The sequence below is a fragment of the Clostridium sp. CM74B_53 genome (assembly GCF_036318045.1).
Lineage (GTDB): Bacteria > Bacillota > Clostridia > Lachnospirales > Lachnospiraceae > Pilosibacter.
On the sequence record NZ_JAWQDE010000004.1, the window covers coordinates 190,288 to 212,401 of the forward strand.

Here is a 22,114-nt window from a genome sequence, read left to right on the forward strand (position 1 = left end):
TGTGTCATAGAAAATGGGCTGTGACACAGCGCTTTTTTCATAGAAGATTCCAATGGAACTTCCTATGAAAAAAGGCACATTCGCGAGAAGATGAAAATCGTCGCAAGCGACCGCGCGCCCGGTGCGAGAATGTGCCAGGACACATTCTTTTTACATAAGAGAAAATAGTGACAATCTGTCATTTTTTGCCTCCACCCTATTGACTGGAAGGATTTTGGATGTTACGATTATTAGATACGCAAAACGTTAAAATTGCGCAAAAGACAGCAATCTCTTGCGTGAATCCAGGATATAAAGAGGAAATACATATATGAAGAAAATTGGAATCGTAACAGACAGTCACAGCAGCATCAGCCAGGAAGAGGCAAAGAAACTCGGGATCTTTGTCCTGCCGATGCCGTTCTATATCGACGGGGAGTGCTATTATGAGAGTGTGACGCTTTCCAGGGAACTGTTTTTTGAAAAGCTGACATCCGGAGCCGATATTTCGACTTCCCAGCCATCTCCGACCGCTGTGATGGAAATCTGGGACAAAGCACTCGAAGAATATGAAAAGATCCTGTATATGCCGATCAGCAGCGGACTCAGCAGTTCCTACAATACGGCGATGATGCTGGCGCAGGAGGAAAAATATGAAGGACGCGTCCTCGTTGTGGACGACGGACAGGTTGCGGCGCCGCTTCACCAGATGATCCTGGACACACTGGATATGATCGAAAAAGGATATGAAGCGGAACATATCCGCGAACTCCTGGAAAAGGCGGGAGACCGGATGATGATCTATATCGCCCTTCAGACGCTGGAATTCCTGAAAAAAGGCGGAAGAGTAACTCCGGCTGCAGCTGCGCTCGGATCTGTATTTAATATCAAACCGATCTTAAAGCTCCAGACCGGAAAACTGGATTCCTTTAAGAAGTGCCACGGAATGCAGAAGGCCAAAAAGACAGCCATCGAGGCGATGCAGACAGAGATCCGCGAGAATTTCCAGGATGCCTTAAACGATGGCGCTCTGCATCTCTTAGCGTCTTCCAGCGGAACGGATGAGGAGAATGCAGCGTGGGTCGAGGAGATCAAAGAGGTATTCCCGGGTGTTCCGATCCTTTATGATAACCTTTCTCTCGGCGTTTCCTGCCATATCGGACCTGGCGGAATGGGAATTGGTTGTGCGGTGGCACCGGATTATAAGAGAGTATAAGTAAGAAAATATTGGCTGCGAGTAAAAATACCATTGCTGCAGACAATTTTTAATGGATTTTTGTTCGTAACTGTGAGTATATGGAACCGTTACAAAAGAAGTTTGAAATCAGAGTTTCGGTTGTATGAACGTGCATAATAAGGAGGCAATCATTATGGAATACCGCAGATTTGGAAATACGATCGTAGCAAGAATTGATAAGGACGAGGATGTGCTCGAGAAGATGAAGCGCATCGCGATGCTCGAGGACGTAAAACTCGCGAGTGTCAGCGCACTTGGAACTTTTTCATCCATGACGGTCGGCATCTATGACCTCGAAAAACGTCAGTTTATGGGGAATGATTTCGAGGGAATGTTTGAGATCGTCTCCTTTACAGGAACCATCAACACCATGGACGGAAAGTATTACAGCCACATCCACGCGGCGGCAGCCGACGCGAAGGGCAATGTGTACGGCGGACATTTAAGCCGCGGCATCATCGGAGCGACCTGTGAGATGGTGATCACGGTGATCGACGGAGTTGTGGACCGCGTAAAGGATGAGGAGACAGGACTCAATATCTTTAACTTCAAGTGTTAAAGTGCAGAAAGGTAACTGTGAAGGTACTGAATCGTTACATATTTTTGCGAATTGTGATAAGAGATAAGAAAAGATCGATAAGGAGCAGGCTATGGAGCAGATGATTCCGGGATTTCTGGAAGAGATGTTGAAAAAACAGTATGGAGAGGAAGCTTTCGCGAAGATCCTCGCGGGATATCAGGCGAGACGCCCGGTGACACTCCGGGTCAATCCCTTAAAGGCGGACCGGAACTCGGTAGAACAGGCACTTACCGGTGCAGGGATCGCGTTTAAAAATGTATCATGGTATGAGGATGCGATGATCATCGAGGGCGCAAGGGAGCCGGAGATCCAGGAACTTCCGATCTACAAGGAAGGCGGAATCTATCTCCAGAGCCTTTCCTCCATGCTGCCGCCGCTGTTTCTCGGCCCAAAGGCAGGAGAGTCCGTCCTCGATATGGCTGCTGCCCCGGGCGGAAAGACGACCCAGATGGTGGCGATGACGGGAAATCAGGCGCAGATCACGGCCTGTGAGAAGAATAAGGCGCGGTCAGAAAAGTTAAAATACAATCTGGAAAAACAGGGGGCATCGGGAACCTACGTGATGGTGGAGGACGCAAGAAAGCTCGACGATTTCTTTTCCTTCGACCGGATCCTTTTAGACGCGCCCTGCAGCGGAAGCGGAACCGTAGAAGTGCGGGATGGCGTCTGCCGGACAAAGATCTCAAAGGAACTTGTGGAAAGATCTGCGAGAACGCAGGAAGAACTGTTAAAAAAAGCGCTGAAGCTCTTAAAATCCGGACATGAGATGGTCTACTCTACCTGCTCGATCTTAAAAGAGGAGAACGAAGGTCTCTTAAAGCGCGTGTTAAAGAGTGCAGGCGGAGAGCTTGTACCGATTGGGGAAGATTGGACGAAGGAACTTCCGTTACTTCCGAACGCGATGCCGGGGACGCTCCTCGTGGGACCGAATGAATTGTTTGAGGGATTTTTTGTGGCGAAGATCAGAAAAAAATAGAAGCTCCGCGAGGAACTTCTATTTTTTTGCAAAAAACGCTTTAAGCTTTTATTCCGCCCTGCGGTTCTCAACCTCGATCCGTTTCAGCTCAGGCATGATCGTGATCAGCATTGTGAGAATGCAGGCGGTTCCGCCGATGACATTGGAGACCGGCTCAGCGAGGAATACGCCATCGGTTCCCATATGCATGACGTAGGGGAGAAAGTAGGTCAGCGGTACAACGATGAATACCTTGCGGAGCAGGGAGAAGAAGATCGCAAAGACCTTCTTATTCAGGGATTTAAATACCGCCTGACCGATGTACTGGAGGTCCATAAAGATAAAAGCTGCAAAATACATGTTCAGCGCAGGAACCGCATCCTGGATCAGCGCCGCGTCCGAGCTGAAAATACGGATCAGCGTTTCCGGGATGAGAATGATCATGCTCCACATGACGGCCGTGTAACCGAAAACGAGGAGACTCATGATCAGAATGGATTTCCGCACACGTCCCGGTCTGCGGGCACCGTAGTTGTAGCTCAGGATCGGGGAAGTTCCCTCTACCATGGCGTGGATCGGTGTCTCAACAAGCTGGCGCACACTGGAGATGATGGTCATGACGGAGATATAGATATCGCCGCCGGTGACGGAAAGGATATTGTTGCAGCAGATCGTCACGAGACTGTTTGTGAGCTGCATGATAAATCCGGCAGCGCCGAGGCTGAGGATATTTTTCGCGTGCCCGGTACATTCCGGGATCTCATTTTTATGAAGGAACCGCAGCTTCAACTCGGATTTTTTCGTGAGGAAAAACAGGACGAAGGCGGCGGACAGACACTGGGAGATCACGGTGGCGATGGCAGCGCCGCGGACACCGAGTCCGAGGGCAAAAATAAAGAGCGGATCAAGTACCAGATTTGTTCCGGCACCGATCGCGACGGATAACATGCCGATGCTGGAGTAGCCCTGGGCGTTGATAAACGGGTTCATTCCGACTGCGATCATTGACGGCAGGGTTCCAATCAGATAGAGCATCATATACGGATAAGCGTAAATGATAGCCTCAGCGGAAGCACCGAAGAGGATCAGGATCGGGCGGGCGAAGAGGAAGCCGACCGCCATCAGGATCATAGCGCAGACACAGAGCATCGTAAAAGAAGTGTTCATAATGCGCCTTGCTGTGTCAGGGTCCTTCTTCCCGCGAAAGATCGAGAAGAGCGGCGCACCGCCGGTCCCAAAGAGGTTGCTGAAGGCTGTGATGATGACAATGATCGGAAAGCATAAGCCGACCGCGCCGAGAGCGGCTGTTCCGATCTCCGGGATCCGCGCGATGTAGATGCGGTCCACAATATTATATAGAAGGTTTAAGATCTGGGCAATCAGCATGGGGAGCGCGGCTCCGAGGATATTGCCCGTTATGGTTCCGTTTTCAAAATCAATACGTTTCATATGTATGGTAGCTTTCCGTTACTTTTCATGGGTAGGAATTTTCTGAACTGAAAATTCCGTATGATACCGTTATGACCGCGGATTTTGCCGATTCGGAATGCGAAGCATCGGCAAAATCCTGTTACAGTGCGCGGGCATGGAGTGCCCGTGTACTGTAACAGATTTCCTGTAACGATTTGATCCTTTCTAAATTTTTTCTTGCATTTCAAGTATAGCATCCCCTATAATATATGTAAATTATTGTTTTTGTATAGAAATATAATAAATATTATATAATACAAGAAGATTTTTTACATTCAGACTATGATTGTTACGATCCGGGATCCGATCCCACAGCTCGCACCGTTGTGAGAGTGGAAATCCGCAGATCGCCGGTCAGAAGGAGAGACTATGGAGATCAGACAGTTAGAATACTTCCGGGCCATCGTTGACGCCGGAACCATCAGCGGAGCGGCGAGGGAGCTTCATATGACACAGCCGCCGTTAAGCTACCAGATGAAAATGCTGGAGGAGGAACTTCAGGTGCCGCTTTTTATCCGCGGCATGAAGCATATCACACTGACGGAGGCGGGAAAAACGCTCTACGAACAGGCGGGAAAGATCCTGATGCTCTCGGAGGTAACGAAGCGTGAGGTCATAAAATCAAGTCAGGCGGCGACGATCCATATCGGAATGACTCCGTCCACCGTGTCCATGATGTCCCATTACCTGATGCGTTTTGCAAAAAGCCATCCCAATATCCATTTTGATATCCACGAGGGATCCACATTCACGATGAGGGATCAGCTTGAGAACCGGATCCTTGACCTCACGACCCTGCGCACGCCAATTACGTTAAGGGGCTGTGAGACGAAAACTCTGGCGGAGGAACGCCTTCTCGCCATGGCAGTTCCGGAGTTCCCTCTTTTAAAAGGACGCACATCGCTCCATCTGCAGGAGCTTTCGGAACAGCCCCTGATCCTGTCCCACCGGTTTCAGAAATATATCGCCTCGAAGTTTGAGGAGGCGGGACTTGTCTGCGATATCTACCTTGCTTGTGAAGATGCAAGAACCGCGATCACGATGGCGGAACGGGGAATGGGGATCGCGATCCTGCCGACTTCGATGCTGGAACTTTCTGATAAGCTGAAAGCATGTGAGGTCTGTGATGCTGATTTTACAACAGAGGTCCTTCTTGCCTGGAGAAAAAGTCGAATTTCGTCGGAAATACAGGAATTTCTGAAATTTTGGAATTAAGAAATGTATTCGTGAAATGCATGAATCTTGAAAATAATCTTGCAAACATCTTTTACAGGCAGATTATACGAGTAATTTTCTGAAAAATGTGCCATAATAAGAAATAATGAAAAGCTTCATATTATAAAACATGTCAGATGCAGAGAGCCTGACAGAACAGGAGAAGAATCGTTCATGAAGTATGATCTGGAACATTATGGGCAATATTTAACAGAATGCGAGAAAAGTAAAAATACGATCGAAAAGTATCTGAGGGATGTGCGGAATTTCCTGATATTTTCAGGGGAACGGGAGCTGAGCAAGGAGATCATCTTGGAGTATAAAAAGCTTCTCGTAGAAAAATACCGGACGTCCAGTGTAAATTCCATGCTGATTGCGGTGAATGGGTATCTGAGCTGGATCGGCCGGGACGATCTCCGGGTCCGTGTGTGCAGAACGCAGAGACGGATCTTTCGTGAGGAGGAGAGGGAACTGACGCGCGAAGAGTACCAGAGACTTCTTATGACTGCGAGACGGGAGAATCGCGAGCGCCTGTTCTGCATCCTTCAGACCATCGCGGGAACGGGGATGCGGATCGGAGAATTAAAATATCTGACAGCGGAGACTCTAAAGGAGCGAAAGATACGGATTGACTTTAAGGGCAAAGTTCGGATCATCCTGATCCCAAGGTCCCTTCTGATCCTTTTGAAAGACTACTGTCGAAAACAGAAGATCAGGGCGGGAAGTATTTTCCACTCAAGGAACGGGAGACCGCTGGACCGGAGAAATATATGGACGGAGATGAAAAGTCTCTGTGAGAGGGCAAAGGTGGCAGCAAGTAAAGTGTTTCCGCATAATCTGAGACATCTCTTCGCGAGATGCTTTTACGAAAGGGAACACGATCTCGCGCGATTGGCAGATTATCTTGGGCACAGCAGTATCGAGACAACGAGACGGTATACGATGATCACGAGCGAGGAGGCCTGCGCGAAGGATTTAGAGCTGGGACTGGTCCAAAGGGAGGAAGGGGGATCGGAAGGAAAGAAAGGTAATATGGAACAAAAGGGAAAAATAAAGGATCCGTCTGCGACATAATGTGTATTATGTCATGAACGGCTTATCTTAGATGATCCTGCATCGTTCTTACATGAAATTTACATGCTTTTTACGCTTCCTAAAGTTAATTTAGAAAAGTGAACCGGTCTGCAAACCTGCTTCCAGGACTGTATGTTCTTTTGAAAATCATGTTAAAAAAACGCAAAAAAGTAAAAATCCCGGAATATCCATTGAAAACAAAGGGTTTTCGTGATATTATTTTTATGTATATATATGAATACAAGGGGGATTCGTTATGACATAATACACATTATGTCATGAACGGCTTTTTTGAATGAAAAAATGTATGATCGGAGAACGATACGGAAGTCTCGTGGTAATTGAAAAAGTGAAGATTCCGGGAAAACCGAAAACCTATTGGCGGTGCCGGTGTGACTGCGGGAATATATGCACCGTGGAAGATTCACACCTGAAAAATGGACACACGAAGAGCTGTGGATGCAGAAGGCGGATCCGACTCCAGGAAAAACGCCTCGATCTCACCGGACAGCGGTACGGCAGGCTTGTCGTTCTGGGACCGGCAGCGGGGTTGACAGAAAAACGTGATGGCACGGTGGAGCAAAGCAGATCGTCCGAAGGGGATCACACGGATCGTCCGGACAGGATGAGTGATTACTGGCTTTGTCAGTGTGACTGTGGAAAACAATGCATCTGCCGCAAAGAGAATCTCCGTTCCGGGGTCACAAGGAGCTGTGGCTGTCTTCAGGAAGCACAGAGAAAAGTAAATATGAAGAAAGCCATCCATTTTATGGACGGAACCTGTGTGGAGCGGATCGCGTGCAGAAAGACATTTTCCAATAATACTTCCGGTCACCGCGGAGTGTACAGAAGAGAAAACAACCGATGGAGAGCATCCATTGGCTTTCAGGGAAAGTCCTACAATCTTGGCAGCTTCGCAACCTATGAGGAGGCAGTTCAGGCGCGGCTGGACGCGGAAAAACGGTTATATGATCCATTTTTAGCGAAATACCGCGAAGAAAATTCCTGAGGACGCAGGGGAATCACAATACTGATAAAAACACTTCCAACCGCAGGAATACCGGGCAGCTTTGCTGCATAGAATGCAGTTTAGGGAGTGATTTTTATAAATTTTAAGGAACAAGGGGGAAAGGAGGGGCTTTGTGAGCATACAGAGGCAGAAGAATCCTGTGTGCAGCAATTGAAATATTGACTCACAGTAACTGTTCGACAGAGATACAGTTACGATCCACGATTCGAAAAGGAGGAAAAGAGAGATGAAGAAGCGCGGAATGAAAAAACGTGTTCTGGCAGCACTCATGACGGCCTGTATGGTCGTTGGGTCTGTGCCGGGAGTGTCGTTGGCGGATGTATCAGGTGAACCATCTGGTACGCTGACACCGGCTGCAAAGAAATATAACTTTAATGGAACAGCGTCAACAGCTACAGATCCGGATATTGAGCTTAACAAGACAGCTGTATATAATGCTGACACGAATGATTATACCATTACACTCTCAGCAAAGGCTAAAGAGAAAGTAGAAACAAAAAAGACGCATGTGGTATTTTTGCTGGATGCGTCAGGGTCGATGAATTTCTGCACGAATAATACAATTAGGGAAGTACCGTGGCAACCAGTACTTAAGGACCATGCGCATTATTATTACGAAACGTGGAAAGGTAAGTACGTAAGTGGATGTACGGAAATCGATAAAAATCCCACGTTGAAAAGTCGTTGGAAAATTGCAACAGAATCGATCAAATCAATGACAGATGAGTTGGGTTCGGACAATATCAGCTATGATTATACATGGTTTAATGAGCAAAATAGTCAGGGAGATGGAAGTGGTTCAGAAAATCCGTATAGTAATGTAACACCAGAGGGTGGAACTTTTCTGACAGAAGGCGTTAAGCATGCTTTAAAAAAATTTGAAAGTGATGATTCAGATACCGATAAGGTTATGGTAATTGTTGCGGACGGTGAAACAAGCAACAATAATTATCCCACGAAGGAATTAAAAAGCTTTAAATCAGCTACCAACAACGGCAAAGTCTATACGGTAGGTTTCACATTCAGCAGCGAAGGCTTCAAGAGTCTTGCAAACGGATCTGACTATAATTTTAACGCGACAGACGAAGATTCTCTGAAGGTGGCGCTAAATAAGATCAGCCAGAAGATCAAGACCGGAATTACGGACCCGTTGGGAAATAATGTTGAACTGGTCGGTGACATTAAGGTTGACGGCAGTGATGCTGCAGCTAAGTATGACTCTGAAAAGAACGAGATTACCTGGAATGATCCGAATGGACTGGATGAAAACGGGGTCAGTCTTACTTATCGTGTGAAGGTTAAAGATACGTCGAATGCTGGCAGTGTGGATCTTAATGGAGACGCAGTACTCAGCTATACGGCAGGATCAGAGAATCATACAGTACAGTTCCCGAAACCGTCCATTACCGGAGCAAAACTTATGGTTCAGTATACGGAACAGGGCACTGGAAACGTTGTAAAGACAGACAACGATTGGATTGGTTTTACCGGTGGAAATGTTTCTTTTAAGAAGATTACAGAAATTCCGGAAACGGTTCTCGTGGGTGATACGACATATTATGTAGTATCGAGTGACCCTGAAGCAATTCCGACACCGACAGAGGCAAAAGAGTATATTGTTAATGTTCAGGTATCCACAGAGAAGCCGAATCAGGCAATCTTCAGTGTCATATATGATGCAAATGGTGGAACTTGGAGTGAAGAGTATGAAGCGCAGGAAACTTATACGCTGAATACAGATCGCAATATGCTGACACGAGCAGGGATGAATTCCGGAGATATGATTGAAATCCTTGACGGTAGTAATGCACCAGAAAAATCTGGATATGTTTTCAAAGGATGGCAGTTTGGTGAGGACAAATTGGTCGCTCCAGTATCGGTTGGTTATGCGGCAGGTTCCAGTTATGAGGTTCATCTGAGCGCAATCTGGGAAGAAGATGGCTCCATTCCTGCAGAAACAGTCACTTATGTTGTAAACAAGCACTACTTTGATACAGACACAGAGAAATCTGTGTACGATGAATCTGTTGATGTTAATCAGACAGCAGAGGAAGGCGCTTTGATTTCTTCTAAAGTTGCCGGTCTTATGACAACTCAGTCTTATTATTATACAGATTATCTGTATGGCCATGCGACAGTTACTGTTGAGGGTACAACAACGGATTATACAGAGAATTCTGTGTTCCAGCCAGGCAGGAACATTATCGATCTTTACTATTACCGTGATTCCTGGAATAGTAAGGACGGCAGTGAAACAGGTGGAGATGAAATTCCGGATAACAAGCAGGTTCTTGTTAAGTTTGGCAATAAAGACGGAAATGGTACTGTAACTGACGGCGAAAATGCAGACAACAATGGCACCGTTCAGGTTTATACTCTTGAAGAGGAACAGAAAAACGTAACTCCATCACTGGAGGGCGTGAAAGTCGAAGCGGCAGAAGGCTATGAATTTACGAAATGGACCAAAGGTAATAATTCTGCATCTGTAAAGCCTGATATTGCGTGGATGGTCAAAGGCGGAGATGAGATTGATTTCTGGGCATGGTTTGACGCCAAGGAGCCGGAGAGTCCGGAGTTTCCGACGGATGATGAGTTAAAAGCACTTATTGATATTGCGCTTATTCATACCGGAAGCAATGCAGATCATAATAACGAAAGTTATCCGTTGCTCCCTGACAGTTACACAGTTGCAAGCGCAAGTGACGCAAGAGCAATCGTCACAGTGAATGCTGATGCTTATGTGAAAGCATATAACGATGAATATGGAACACATACGCTGCCGGGAAGACCATCTGCAACACTGACCTTCAAGTACGATGGAAGCGCATGGGAACTTGCGGACGGTACGGTACCGGTTACATTTACAGTGAAGTGTACCGAAAACAATCCGGAGAAACCGGCTCTTCCGAAATACGATGATCTGAAGAAGCTGCTTGGAGAAACGATCAATGTAACCTGTGAAACAGATGAGCAGCACGCTCCGCAGTCCTTCGGTCTTATGGCTGGAACTTACAGCGTCACAAGAGATAAGGAAGACGATAACGAGGCAGTTGTTACTGTATTTGCAAAAGATTACATCAAGGCATATGCAGATGGAAAGCATACTAATGCAGGAGACGATGCAGCAACAGTCAAGCTCTTCTACGATGAGGAGGACGGCAAGTGGTATTCTGAAAATCAGGAGATCGTGATCAACTTCAAAGCAAAATGCGAGAAAACACCTGAGAAGCAGTACACCGATATCAAGTTCGTTGTTGTAAACGGAACATTTACAGAGAACGGTCAGACAGAACTCACAAAGACCTTTGAGGTTGGAACGAAGCTCACGCTTGCGGATATTCCAGCATCCAAGGGAAAGAGCAGCAGCTACAGCGATCAGACCTGGGATAAGTTCCCGGTTGGATATGTTGTAGGAAAAGATGGAACGACCTTCACGATCACTTACAGGTGGAGATCAAGCGGCAGTGACAGTGATGACAGCGATTATGACTATGGCACCTCCACAAGAGGCAAAGCCACAAACGCAGCCGGTAAGTCCGGTCGCTGGATCTTAGAGGGCGGCGAGTTCACGGAGGACAACGGAAGACTTCCGTCCAACGAGTACTTAAAGATCGGTGATACGATCTACGGTTTCTACACCTACGGATTTGCCATCGACTTTGACCGTCCGGAATACTACACAGACGCGGCAATTCAGGCAAAGGGCGGCTACCGCGACGCGACAGGAACCTGGAGATTAAACGGTTGGTGGTTCTGCTATGATGACGGTACATTCCCGCATGATGAGTGGGTATACCTCACATGGAACGGCCGCTCCGACTGGTACTACTTTGATGTAGACGGCTGGATGGAAGACGGCTGGTTATACCGGAACAACAACTGGTATTATCTCCATACTCAGTACGACAACACAAGAGGACGCATGTACACCGGCTGGCATGAGATCGACGGCAAGTGGTATTACTTCAACACAGCATCCGACAAGGGAACACTTGGCGCAATGCTTGCGAACACCACAACACCGGACGGATATCAGGTAGACGCAAATGGAGCATGGATCCGGTAATTCCGGCAGGAAACCTTCATGGCTCACCGGGCGCGGGATCCTCATAGCAGTCATATTTCTTCTGGGACTGGGAATTTTCCTGTACCCGCATATCTGTGACTGGTACTATCAGTATCAGTTTAACAAGGCGATTGCGGCGTATGACCGGTTTCAGGGGATCGACTGCGAAGAAATGATCCAGGCGGCCCGAGAGTACAATGAAAGACTTGCAAAGAAAGAGGAACAGTTTCTGGTTCCCGCAGAGGAACGGGAGGAGCTTGACCACCTTCTGGATCCATGGGGAACAGGGATGATGGGATATGTGGACATTCCGAAGATCGGGGTCCACATTCCCATTTACCACGGAACGGAAGAGCGGGCGCTTCAGTCGGGCGCCGGTTTCTGGTATGGGACAAGCCTGCCGGTGGGCGGTGAAAATACCCATTGTGTGCTGGCTGCCCATAACGGTCTTGTGAAGGCGAAACTGTTCACCGACCTGGACAAACTGGAAGTGGGAGATCGGTTCACTCTGGATGTCTTAAACGAGACATTCACGTATGAGGTGGATCAGATCCTCGTAACACTCCCGGAAGAGACGGAAGAACTTTATATTCAGAACGGAAAAGACCTTGTGACGCTTTATACCTGTACTCCGTATGGGGTAAATACCCACAGGCTCCTTGTCCGCGGACACCGGGTAACAGAACCGGAAAAATGATGGAAAAAATGCGCCGGTTCACAAAAAAGTGAAAACGGCGCTTTTTTCGACATAAATTGACATGGAGGGGATCGAAAATGAAAAAGAAAATGAACAAGGTTTTCGTGGTCTGTCTGGCAGCGACTGCGATGACGGCGGGAATGTCGGTTTCGGCATTTGCGCAGGTACATATTGGTGAGACTACCTATAAGACGTTTGATGAGGCAGTGGCTGCGGCAGCAGATGGAGCGGTGATCGTTCTTGATACGGATGAGACGACAAGTGGGCTTAATCTGAGCAAGAACTTGACGGTAGATGGTGGTGCGGATAAGAAGAATCTTACATTTAAAGACAAAGGAATTGCACTTTGGGGCAAAAAGCTGACTTTTAAGAACTGCGCTGTGGGACTGGAAGGAATCGGATCGACACCATATACAGCGGAGTGGAATTGGATGACGATCTCTGCATCAAAGGATGCAGAGCTGCATCTGGAGAACGCAGAGATGGTAATGGATGGCAATGGTGTTGCTGCAAACACTCATGCGATCTATTTCGGCTCGAATAATAAGCTGAATCTGAAGGATTCCACGTTGGAGATCCGAAATTATCCGCAGGATGCCCTGGAGTGGGATGGCGGTGACTGGGGATATAACGTAAATCTGGAAAATTCAAAATTTTTCTCGGATCATAACCGATCTGGTTTTACCGGGAAATTTTCTGTAAGGGCGAAAGACAGCACGATTGATGTTGTGAATAGCACCGGAAACGGATCTAATGGTTCAGATTTTGAATTTTATCATAGCATGGTCCATTTTGACGGAAACAAAGCCAATGGACTCAGCGCGAGAAATCTGACTGTTGATAACACGACACTCAGTGCATCGGAAAATGGAGCAAACGGAATTCATATCACTGGAAATGGTGTGATTGAAAATAACTCAATTGTAGATGTATACAGAAATAAATGTGAACTATTAACAAAATGGACAATCCCAGCAGCAATCCGTGTTCAGGGAAACGGAAGTTTCACAGTGGACAAGTCGGCAACCCTCACAGTCATGGAAAATAAAGGCTCAGGAATCGGAGTGGGGAGCGGTGCAAAAGCGGAGATCTGGACTGGCATCATCAAGAATAACGAGGCACAGAAGCTGGAGTTTGGCGGCGGCATCCATAACATGGGAAAGGTGAGTCTTTCCAGTAAGGTTATTCTCTACAATAATCATGCCGGAAAAGGTGCCGACGATATCTACAACGGAGAAAACGCGACACTGAAATTTGGAGACACAAACAAAGAGTGGATCCTGGACGATTGTAATCACGCGATTGACGGCTGGTATGATGATGCAGAAGGAAGCCGCTGGAATGCCGATGGCGGTGAAAGTGAGCACCATATTGTTCTTGTAAACAGCGGAAGTAAGAACGGTATGCTGCAGATCAAAGCTGCGCATGGACTTGATGCGGACGATAAGGAGAGCAGACCGGATATCGATAAAAAGGCAGACGGTGAGGATGAGATCAAGGGCGTAAAACCGGGCGATAATATAAGCTTTACGCTGGAATCCCATCTTCCGGCAAGACTGGCTGGATTTGTAGTACGTTCCGATTCTAATGCAGAGAGATTGCTGATTCCGGAGAAGTTCTCCGAGCGCATGATCTTCCATGACAAGATGAGCAAAAATCTGGAATTTGACAAGGAAACCCTGAAAGTGACAGTCGGAAATGATGGAAGTGTATTACAAGGTAGAAACCGGAAAAGGCGATGAGACATTCCGGGTAAGCATCGCTCTGATCGCAGCATTCAATGACGGATATATTACATATGATGAGTTAAAGAATGCAGAGCCGATTATAGTTTCCTATGACGCAGCTGTCTCTGACAAAGCCATTGATGGAGACAAGGTGGAGAACCGTGCATGGGTCAACGACAGCGAGAAAGATATCGTTGACGGCCCGGTCATCGATCCGGATGTTCCGTCCACCGGTGGAATTGGAACAAAAGCCTTCACAGCAGCAGGAATCGCACTGATGGGAGCTGCAGCAGGTGCTGTGATCGTGACAGGTAAGAAAAAGAAAAAAGAGCAGTAATTCAGACTTTTCGGATTGTTGCTAGTTATGAGAACGAGGTAGAGACATGAAAAATCATGGAAAAGTTTCATGACCGTCATCGCAGCCGCCGCTGCGATGACGGCTGCCATGGCATTTTCTTCGCTGGCGGCTGTGGCGAAGGTAGGAACACAGGAGTTCAATAGTCTTCAGGATGCGATCAATTCCGCGGGAGAGTCACCGGTAGTGATCGATCTTGAGGAAAATGTAAGCCTTACAGACGGACTTGTGATCGGTGCAGGAAAAAATGTGACGATCCAGTGCGGCACGTCGGATCCGAAGACGATCAAGATGGAAGGAAAGGGAATCCACACAGAAGGAACTTATGATGCTGCAGCTAAAAGCTGGAATACCAGTCGGCTGACATTTAAGAACTGCGTATTGGATATTGCCGCGAATGATAATCCGGGTGGAAGTGGCCGCACTGCGAATCTGATCTCGAATACAGATCTCACCTTGGATCATGTGACATGGACACAGAATAGTGCGAATGGCGGCAGTGGAAGCGGAATGTATTTGTATCAGAAAAGTAATTTATACCTTGTAAATGGTACAGTCATGACGATATCCGGCTACAAAGGATTCCAGGCAAGTGGTATTTTCGCAGACGATTCAGAGTATGAGGATATGCCAAACCGGAGTATTAAAATTTCAGATCATTCCATTCTCAATATCATTGATTGTGACTGGCACGGAATGACGGTCAATCCGGTCGATGTGACGGTAGAAAAATATTCACATATCGATATTACGGGCTGTGGAAATCCGAACTACGGTGGTGGAATTGGCTGCTATTACGGAAAACTGAGCGTAACAGATTATTCGGATGTGACAACGAATCAGAATATTGGTAGCGCCTGGGGAATTTTTGTTAAAGAGCTGTTTGTAGACGGCACTTCAAAACTGACTTCCTGTAAGAATACCGGAAATGGGCTGAATGTCGGAGGAAAAGGAACCATTGAGGGAGGAGCTGAGATCAGTCTCGACGGAAATGGGGAAAGAGGTCTTTGGGTATATAGCGGCAGCGAATATTGGTACGGCGATGTTGAAGTCAAAGCAGGGGCAGTTGTATCGGCCTGTGAAAATAGATCAAACGGGATTTTAAATACGTATAAGCTGTGTGTTGAGAATGGAGCAACACTTAAGGTTGAAAAGAATCATGATCGCGGAATCTGTAACGTGGGAGAACTGACTTTAAATGCAGGCAGCGTTTGTGAAAATCAAACGGGTTCAACCGGAGCAGGAATCTTCAATGAGGGAACCTTGAAGATCGGCACCGGCGTCCGCATCTGTAACAACCACGCAGCCACTTACGGCGGCGGCCTCTATAACGAGGAAAACGGAACCGCAGAGCTTTCGGACGGTGTGATCCTCTACAACAACCACGCAGCCAAAGGCGCTGACGATATTTACAACACTGCAAGGCAGAAGCTGACCTTCTGCGCAGTCGGAACCGGTTGGAACCTCGACGACTGCAATCACCGCATCGACGGCTGGTATGACGATACAGAGGGCTCAAGATGGAACGCAGACGATGCCCTTCCGGAAAATCGTCATATTGTATCGGTAGCTTCCGGCGGATATGAGACGGGATTCCAGATCAAGGCGGCTCATGGCGCGGACATCTACGAGACGACAAGCTATCTGATCGATAAAAAGGCAGACGGCGAGGATGAGATCGGAACCGTAAGTCAGGGAAAGAAGATCGAGTTTACACTGACCTCCAGTCTTCCAAAGCTGCTTGCACGCTATGTTGTAACGGCATCCAACGCCTCACCGGCAAACTCCGCGAGGGAGGTCCGCAAAGTCCGCGTACACAGTGCGTCCGGTGCGGGAACAGTCCGCGTACACAGTGCATCCGGTGCGGAGACAGTCCGCGTGTACAGTGCGTCCGGTGCAAGAAGAGCGAGAAGCGTAAGCGGAGATAACTACGACAATGAGATTTCTGCACAGTTCCTTTCTGCAGATGAAAAATATGCGATCCCGGATTCGGTTGTGGAGACCATGTTCTTCCACGATGAGATGAACCGGTATCTGAAGTTTATTGACGGTACGATCCGTGTGACCGCGGGCAGGGATGGAAAAGAAGTTCCTTCCGGGTATTACACGGTAACAGCCAGTGGTTCCAACGCATTCCGGGTTGAGATTGATCTTGTAAACCTCTTTAATACCGGAATCATCGATTATGAAGATCTGACGGATGAAAATCCGATTACAGTGACCTATGAAGCGGTCGTGACAGACGACGCGATCCAGGGGGACGAGCTGTTTAACGAAGCCTGGGTCAACGATGGAGAACATGACTCCGTGGAAGGTGATGTCCTCGATAAGAAGGTTCCGTCCACAGGCGGAATGGGACGGGGAATGTTCACGGGTCTGGGACTCCTGTTTATGGGCACAGCGGCAGTAGCATGGAAGAGAAAAAGAAGCATGTAGATCAGATACAGAAATCGATGTAGAAGGAAGGAATCCAAGATGACAGGAATTCGGAAAAAGAATAAGATCCTGGGCTTTATTTTTGCCGTGCTTGCGGTATGGATGGTGATATTTCAAAATCCGTCTTACGCGGCACAGCGGGGTAGTCTGAACATAAAAACAGAACAGACCGGAATGACGGTATATCTCTATCGGGTTGCAGAAAAACAGGCGGGTGTCTATGTGCTGAATGAGAAATTTCAGGCATCCGGTGCGGATGTTTCCGGAGGTGGTTCCAGAGAGGCTGCGATCGCTCTTACAAATTTTGTGAAGGCGCAGGGGATCCAGCCTTACCGGACCGGAACGGGAAGCGGAAAGCATGTGGTTTTTCGGAATCTCCCGGATGGAGAGGCTCTCTACCTTGTGACGGGGGATCCGATGACCGTTGGCGGCAAGACCTACATTCCGGCACCGGTTCTCGTGGAAGCGGGCGGTGCCGCTGCGGAAGCAGATATCAAGTGTGACATTGAAGAACCGGAAAATCCGACCGAACCCACAAACCCGACGGATCCGTCGAATCCGACCTCTCCGACCCGTTATTATGATGACAGCGATGATGACGACTGGGATCCGACTCCGAATAAGAAGCCGACGATCACAACAGCGGCTGACGAGACGGTGACGATTACAGATGCGGAGACACAGTCGGAAACCAGAGTGGAGGAGAGTACGGCAGAGAGTGAAACAGAGACATCTACGGAGACAACCGTGGAGAACGAAAAGAAGCTTCCTCAGACAGGACAACTGTGGTGGCCGGTAGGGATCCTGCTCTCCGCAGGCGCAATCCTTCTGGCGGCAGGTCTTGTGATGAAAAAGAGAAGTAAGGAAAATTAAAGAGAAACATGAGGATACAGATATGAAAAAGAAAACGCTTCATCCAATCATGATTGCGTTACTGGCACTTTTTGTTCTGCTGCAGGCATTCTGCCTGACAGCATTCGGCGCTGAAAATCCGGAGGTGTGTATTTCGGCTGGAACAGAGACGGAGACTGTGAATCAGATCCTGACAGAAACGCTTCTCCCGGACAGTGAAGATACACTGGAATGGGAGTACGAGTGTGTTGGAAAGGAAGACGGTGGTCTGCTGAAAAATACCGCATGGGGATCAGTAGGCGGATTTGAAAGTACAACAAAAAAATACTTAGTGACTCACACCTATATCCATCCGGCGCTGGCAGACAATGCGGATGGTGAATATCAAGTACGCACAGGAGAGAAAAAATTCACAATCAGAAAAACAGCAAAACATACCGTGGATTGCGAGCTGCTCCGGGATCAGGAAATTCCGCTGATATATGACGAGGACGGAACCCTTAATGCCGAAGAGACGAAAGAAGAGATCTTCACGAGAGTTTTTTCAGCTTCCAATGCGGAGTTTATTACCTGTGACGATGTGACGATCCAGTACTACGGTAAAGCTGAGTCAGGCGCTGTAGGAAATCTCGGAAAGAACTGGGTCGCACTGGACGGGGAGACGGTGAATCTCCTGACCTATCCGGCAATCCCGGCAGGAAAACAGAAGATCCGTATTTTATGGGACGGCGATGAGGAGTATTCTGGTTTTGAAAAAGAGACAAACGTGACCATGACGGAACGGGAGCAGATGAAGTTCAATCTGAAAGAGGCTCCTTACGAGGCAGGGCTTGTTTTTGATCATGATCAGAATATCGATTATACTGCAACAGCAAGAGCGATCTACGAGGCTGTAGTGGAGTCCACAGAACCGGAAGTGGATTTTGATGAGTTCGAGGTGAAGTACAATGCAGATCCTTCGGGACTCATTGAAAATTTCAGACCGCTCGATGATGAGTCACTTGTAACAAAGAAATTCGGCACGGGAAGCTGGAAGATCCGTATTTCCTGGGGCGGAAGCAAGGATTATGCGCCGGGCAGCGTGACAGTATCAGTAGCAGTGACGGACAACCGGATCAACAGTAAAGTCGTATTAAAGAGCGAAACCTCCTTCACATATAATAAGGATGTGGAAGCAGTAAAACAGGCGGTTCTTGACAATGTGATCGACTGGGAAAATTCCGAGCTTCCGGAGCGGGATACACTGTCTGTTGACGATTTCACCTTTTCCTACAATGCGAGACTTTCTCTTCTGGACGGTTTGAGCAGCGAGCTCGGTGACAGCTTTGCTGACAAATTCCTGAACGGAGAAGGAATCAGGGACGATGTTCCGTTTGAAGGAAAAAGCTATGAACTCGGAGGAAAGGTTCTCGGAAGCTTCCCGCAGATCGGCGCAGGCGAGCAGAAGATCAAAGTGACCTTCAAGGGAAATTCGGAGTATCGCGCAAGTGAAGAAGCTGAGGGCAGCGTGACCATAAACAAAGCAAATGTGAAGGTCAGCGTCAACAGCGCCAGCAGATATGTGAGCGAGGCTGTGAAGGGCAGAGAGCTTGTCTCCACAGATCCGGAGGATCAGTTCAACCTGTATATCATCTACGCCGGAATCACCAGCAATGTGACTACAGGCGTTTATCTGGAGCTCCCGGAACAGTATACCTCCAACAGCACTGTCATCAAGATCGTAGATAAGGCGCTGGAAAGCTTAAATCAGCCAACCCTGACAGAAATGCTGCAGAACGGTATCACGGTCGGTGAGCTTAGAAAGCTTTTAAATGCCAGTGAAGTGATCGATGTGCTTGAGAAGATCGGTGTGGATACCGGTGCTCTGGGACAGGTCATCAAGGTGATTAACAAGCTTCCGTCCATCGCTGATAATCTCCGGATCAGTATCGGTGCCCCGAATCATGCCGGAATTTACAGCGTGACAGCAGTCACCGACAACAAGAACTACAATACGGGTGTCGGCACCGGCGCTCTTGTCTTAAAGGCTGACAAGGCAAAGCTTGTATGGAACCAGAGTATCGGCAAAAAGATCTCCGCAGCGGAAGCGGCGGGTGCTGATTTTGGCGCACATCTCGAGATTGGCGGGGAGAGAGTTGGCGACCAGTCCAGCGTCAGCGTGCTCTACTCTGGATTTACAAGTAAATGGAGAGCATACTCCAGCACAACAACCCCGCCGACTGAGCCGGGGCGTTACACGATGACCGTAGTCGTTCTCGGCGGCAATTACCTTGCCTCACCGATCAACCGATCGTTCCAGATCACAAAATAAATTAAGAAAAGAAATTGGAAACCAGCTGATGAAAATCGCAGAGTCCAGGTGATGGCTGTTATTTATAACAGGCGTGATCAGATCAGGCAACTGACCAATATGGATTTAGAATAATAAGAATTATAAAACAACGAAGTGGACAGCCCCAACAGGAACTGCCCACTTCTTTTGTTATCCGAATATTTCTTTTAATTAGTACAGCTTCGCACCAGCCGGGATATGGTTGTCAACCATGAGAAGGTTTAATTTCTCCTCGCCCTCTTCAGTATGGATTGCACTAAGCAGCATACCGCAGGAATCGATTCCCATCATGGCTCTCGGCGGAAGGTTTGTGATCGCGATCAGGGTCTTTCCGACAAGCTCTTCCGGCTCGTAGAAAGCATGGATACCGCTTAAGATCGTGCGGTCTGTGCCGGTTCCGTCATCGAGTGTGAACTGAAGGAGCTTTTTGCTCTTCTTGACTGCTTCGCAGGCTTTTACCTTAACAGCGCGGAAATCGCACTTGCTGAATGTCTCGAAATCAACATAATCAGCGAACATCGGCTCGATCACAACTTTGGAGAAGTCGATGACTTCCGGAGCTGCGTTCTCGGATGTCTTAACGACCGGTTTCTCAGACTTCTTTGTGTCTAAGGACTTCATTGTCGGGAAGAGCAGTACGTCACGGATCGCCGGGGAGTTTGTAAATAACATAACAAGACGGTCGATACCGTATCCGATACCACCGGTCGGCGGCATACCGATCTCAAGGGCATTTAAGAAGTCCTCATCTGTTGTGTTTGCCTCGTCATCACCGGCAGCAAGAGCAGCCTCCTGTGCTTTGAAACGCTCTCTCTGGTCGATCGGGTCGTTTAACTCGGAGTATGCGTTACACATCTCACGGGCATAGATGTAGAGCTCGAAACGCTCAACCTGCTCCGGATGATCCGGTTTCTTCTTGGTAAGCGGGGAGATCTCGATCGGATGGTCTGTGATGAAGGTCGGCTGGATCAGGTGCTCCTCAACGAACTCCTCGAAGAAGAGGTTGATGATGTCGCCGCGAACGTGACGATCTTCGTAGTGAACGCCCTTCTCATCCGCTAATTTCTTTGCTTCCTCAGTTGTCGTGATCTCGTTGAAATCAATACCGGTGTATTTCTTGATCGCATCGATCATGGTCAGGCGCTCGAACGGCTTTCCAAGGTCGATCTCAACATCCGCATACGGGATCGTTGTGGATCCGCAGATCTGCTCTGCGATATGACGGAACATGTTCTCGGTGAGGTCCATCATTCCCTTGTAGTCTGTATATGCCTGGTATAACTCCATCAGAGTGAATTCCGGGTTGTGTCTTGTGTCAAGACCTTCGTTGCGGAATACACGGCCGATCTCGTAAACGCGCTCCATACCGCCGACGATGAGTCTCTTTAAATAGAGCTCGAGGGAGATACGAAGTTTAACGTCCTCGTCAAGTGCATTGTAGTGTGTCTCGAACGGTCTTGCAGCAGCACCGCCGGCATTTGCAACGAGCATCGGAGTCTCAACCTCGAGGAATCCGAGGTTATCTAAATATCTGCGGATGCAGCTGATGATCTTGGAACGCATAACGAATGTCTTCTTTACGTCCTCGTTCATGATCAGGTCCACATATCTCTGACGGTAACGGGTATCCGTGTTTGTCAGACCATGGTATTTCTCCGGAAGGATCTGTAAGCTCTTGGAGAGCAGAGTTACGGAATGGGCATGAACAGAGATTTCGCCCATCTTTGTTGTGAATACAAAGCCTTTGATGCCGACGATATCGCCGATATCCATCTTCTTGAAGTCTTTGTAGGAATCGTCACCGAGCTCATCACGGGATACATAGCACTGGATGTTGCCCTTGAGGTCCTGGACGTTGCAGAAGGAAGCTTTACCCATCACACGCTTGGACATGATACGTCCGGCGATGGAAACTTCCTTTCCGTCATATTCTGCGTAATTGTCTTTGATATCTGCGCTGTGAGTATCCTGATCATACTTTGTGATCTGGAACGGGTCCTTGCCCTCTGCCTGTAACTCAGCAAGCTTCTCGCGGCGCACCTTTAAGAGCTGGTGGATATCCTGCTCTTTTGCATTTGCATTCTTGTTCTGATTCTGCTGTTCAGCCAC

At 48.0% G+C, this 22,114-nt stretch carries 15 protein-coding genes; 13 read left to right on the forward strand and 2 right to left on the reverse strand.

Annotated elements, in window-relative coordinates; all coding sequences use genetic code 11:
* Positions 1-310: 310 nt before the first annotated feature.
* The 3 genes from V2546_RS05075 to V2546_RS05085 all read left to right on the forward strand — a co-directional run bounded on the left by V2546_RS05075 (position 311) and on the right by V2546_RS05085 (position 2,772).
* Positions 311-1,195, forward strand: coding sequence for a DegV family protein (locus tag V2546_RS05075; protein ID WP_118322777.1), 885 nt, complete (start codon positions 311-313; stop codon positions 1,193-1,195).
* Positions 1,196-1,349: 154 nt separating this feature from the next.
* Positions 1,350-1,775, forward strand: coding sequence for a PPC domain-containing DNA-binding protein (locus V2546_RS05080; protein ID WP_015554968.1), 426 nt, complete (start codon positions 1,350-1,352; stop codon positions 1,773-1,775).
* A gap of 91 nt (positions 1,776-1,866) precedes the next feature.
* The gene (locus tag V2546_RS05085; protein ID WP_329751709.1) at positions 1,867-2,772 is read left to right on the forward strand and encodes an RsmB/NOP family class I SAM-dependent RNA methyltransferase; all 906 of its coding nucleotides are present in this window, start codon (positions 1,867-1,869) and stop codon (positions 2,770-2,772) included.
* A 48-nt stretch (positions 2,773-2,820) separates the two neighbouring features.
* Here the strand turns inward: V2546_RS05085 and V2546_RS05090 are convergent, their stop codons facing one another.
* Positions 2,821-4,200, reverse strand: coding sequence for an MATE family efflux transporter (locus V2546_RS05090; protein WP_329751710.1), 1,380 nt, complete (start codon positions 4,198-4,200; stop codon positions 2,821-2,823).
* 390 nt (positions 4,201-4,590) lie between these two features.
* Between V2546_RS05090 and V2546_RS05095 the strand changes: the two genes are divergently transcribed.
* From V2546_RS05095 to V2546_RS05140, 10 genes are all read left to right on the forward strand, one after another.
* Positions 4,591-5,436 carry a LysR family transcriptional regulator gene (locus V2546_RS05095; protein ID WP_329751711.1) on the forward strand — a complete coding sequence of 282 codons (846 nt, stop codon included), beginning with the start codon at positions 4,591-4,593 and terminating at the stop codon, positions 5,434-5,436.
* A gap of 174 nt (positions 5,437-5,610) precedes the next feature.
* Positions 5,611-6,510, forward strand: coding sequence for a tyrosine-type recombinase/integrase (locus tag V2546_RS05100; RefSeq protein ID WP_329751712.1), 900 nt, complete (start codon positions 5,611-5,613; stop codon positions 6,508-6,510).
* Between the two features lie 307 nt (positions 6,511-6,817).
* The gene (locus V2546_RS05105) at positions 6,818-7,519 is read left to right on the forward strand and encodes an AP2 domain-containing protein (protein WP_329751713.1); all 702 of its coding nucleotides are present in this window, start codon (positions 6,818-6,820) and stop codon (positions 7,517-7,519) included.
* A 247-nt stretch (positions 7,520-7,766) separates the two neighbouring features.
* Positions 7,767-11,606, forward strand: a complete 3,840-nt coding sequence (locus V2546_RS05110) for a VWA domain-containing protein (RefSeq protein ID WP_329751714.1) — start codon at positions 7,767-7,769, stop codon at positions 11,604-11,606.
* Positions 11,587-12,303 carry a class C sortase gene (locus V2546_RS05115; protein WP_329751715.1) on the forward strand — a complete coding sequence of 239 codons (717 nt, stop codon included), beginning with the start codon at positions 11,587-11,589 and terminating at the stop codon, positions 12,301-12,303. Before V2546_RS05110 ends, V2546_RS05115 begins: the two co-directional genes overlap by 20 nt.
* 77 nt (positions 12,304-12,380) lie before the next feature.
* Complete coding sequence (locus V2546_RS05120) at positions 12,381-14,045, forward strand: hypothetical protein (RefSeq protein WP_329751716.1); 1,665 nt, start codon at positions 12,381-12,383, stop codon at positions 14,043-14,045.
* Positions 14,002-14,367 (forward strand): LPXTG cell wall anchor domain-containing protein, encoded by a 366-nt coding sequence (locus V2546_RS05125; RefSeq protein WP_329751717.1) that lies wholly within the window; start codon positions 14,002-14,004, stop codon positions 14,365-14,367. Before V2546_RS05120 ends, V2546_RS05125 begins: the two co-directional genes overlap by 44 nt.
* A gap of 69 nt (positions 14,368-14,436) precedes the next feature.
* Positions 14,437-16,821, forward strand: a complete 2,385-nt coding sequence (locus V2546_RS05130; RefSeq protein WP_329751719.1) for a hypothetical protein — start codon at positions 14,437-14,439, stop codon at positions 16,819-16,821.
* A 39-nt stretch (positions 16,822-16,860) separates the two neighbouring features.
* Positions 16,861-17,694: an LPXTG cell wall anchor domain-containing protein gene (locus tag V2546_RS05135; protein WP_329751720.1), complete on the forward strand. Its 834-nt coding sequence runs from the start codon at positions 16,861-16,863 to the stop codon at positions 17,692-17,694.
* A 22-nt stretch (positions 17,695-17,716) separates the two neighbouring features.
* Positions 17,717-19,984 (forward strand): hypothetical protein, encoded by a 2,268-nt coding sequence (locus V2546_RS05140; protein ID WP_329751721.1) that lies wholly within the window; start codon positions 17,717-17,719, stop codon positions 19,982-19,984.
* Between the two features lie 192 nt (positions 19,985-20,176).
* Here V2546_RS05140 and lysS read toward each other — a convergent pair whose 3' ends face one another.
* A complete protein-coding gene (gene lysS / locus V2546_RS05145; protein ID WP_021905726.1) occupies positions 20,177-22,114 on the reverse strand; it encodes a lysine--tRNA ligase in 1,938 nt (645 codons plus the stop codon).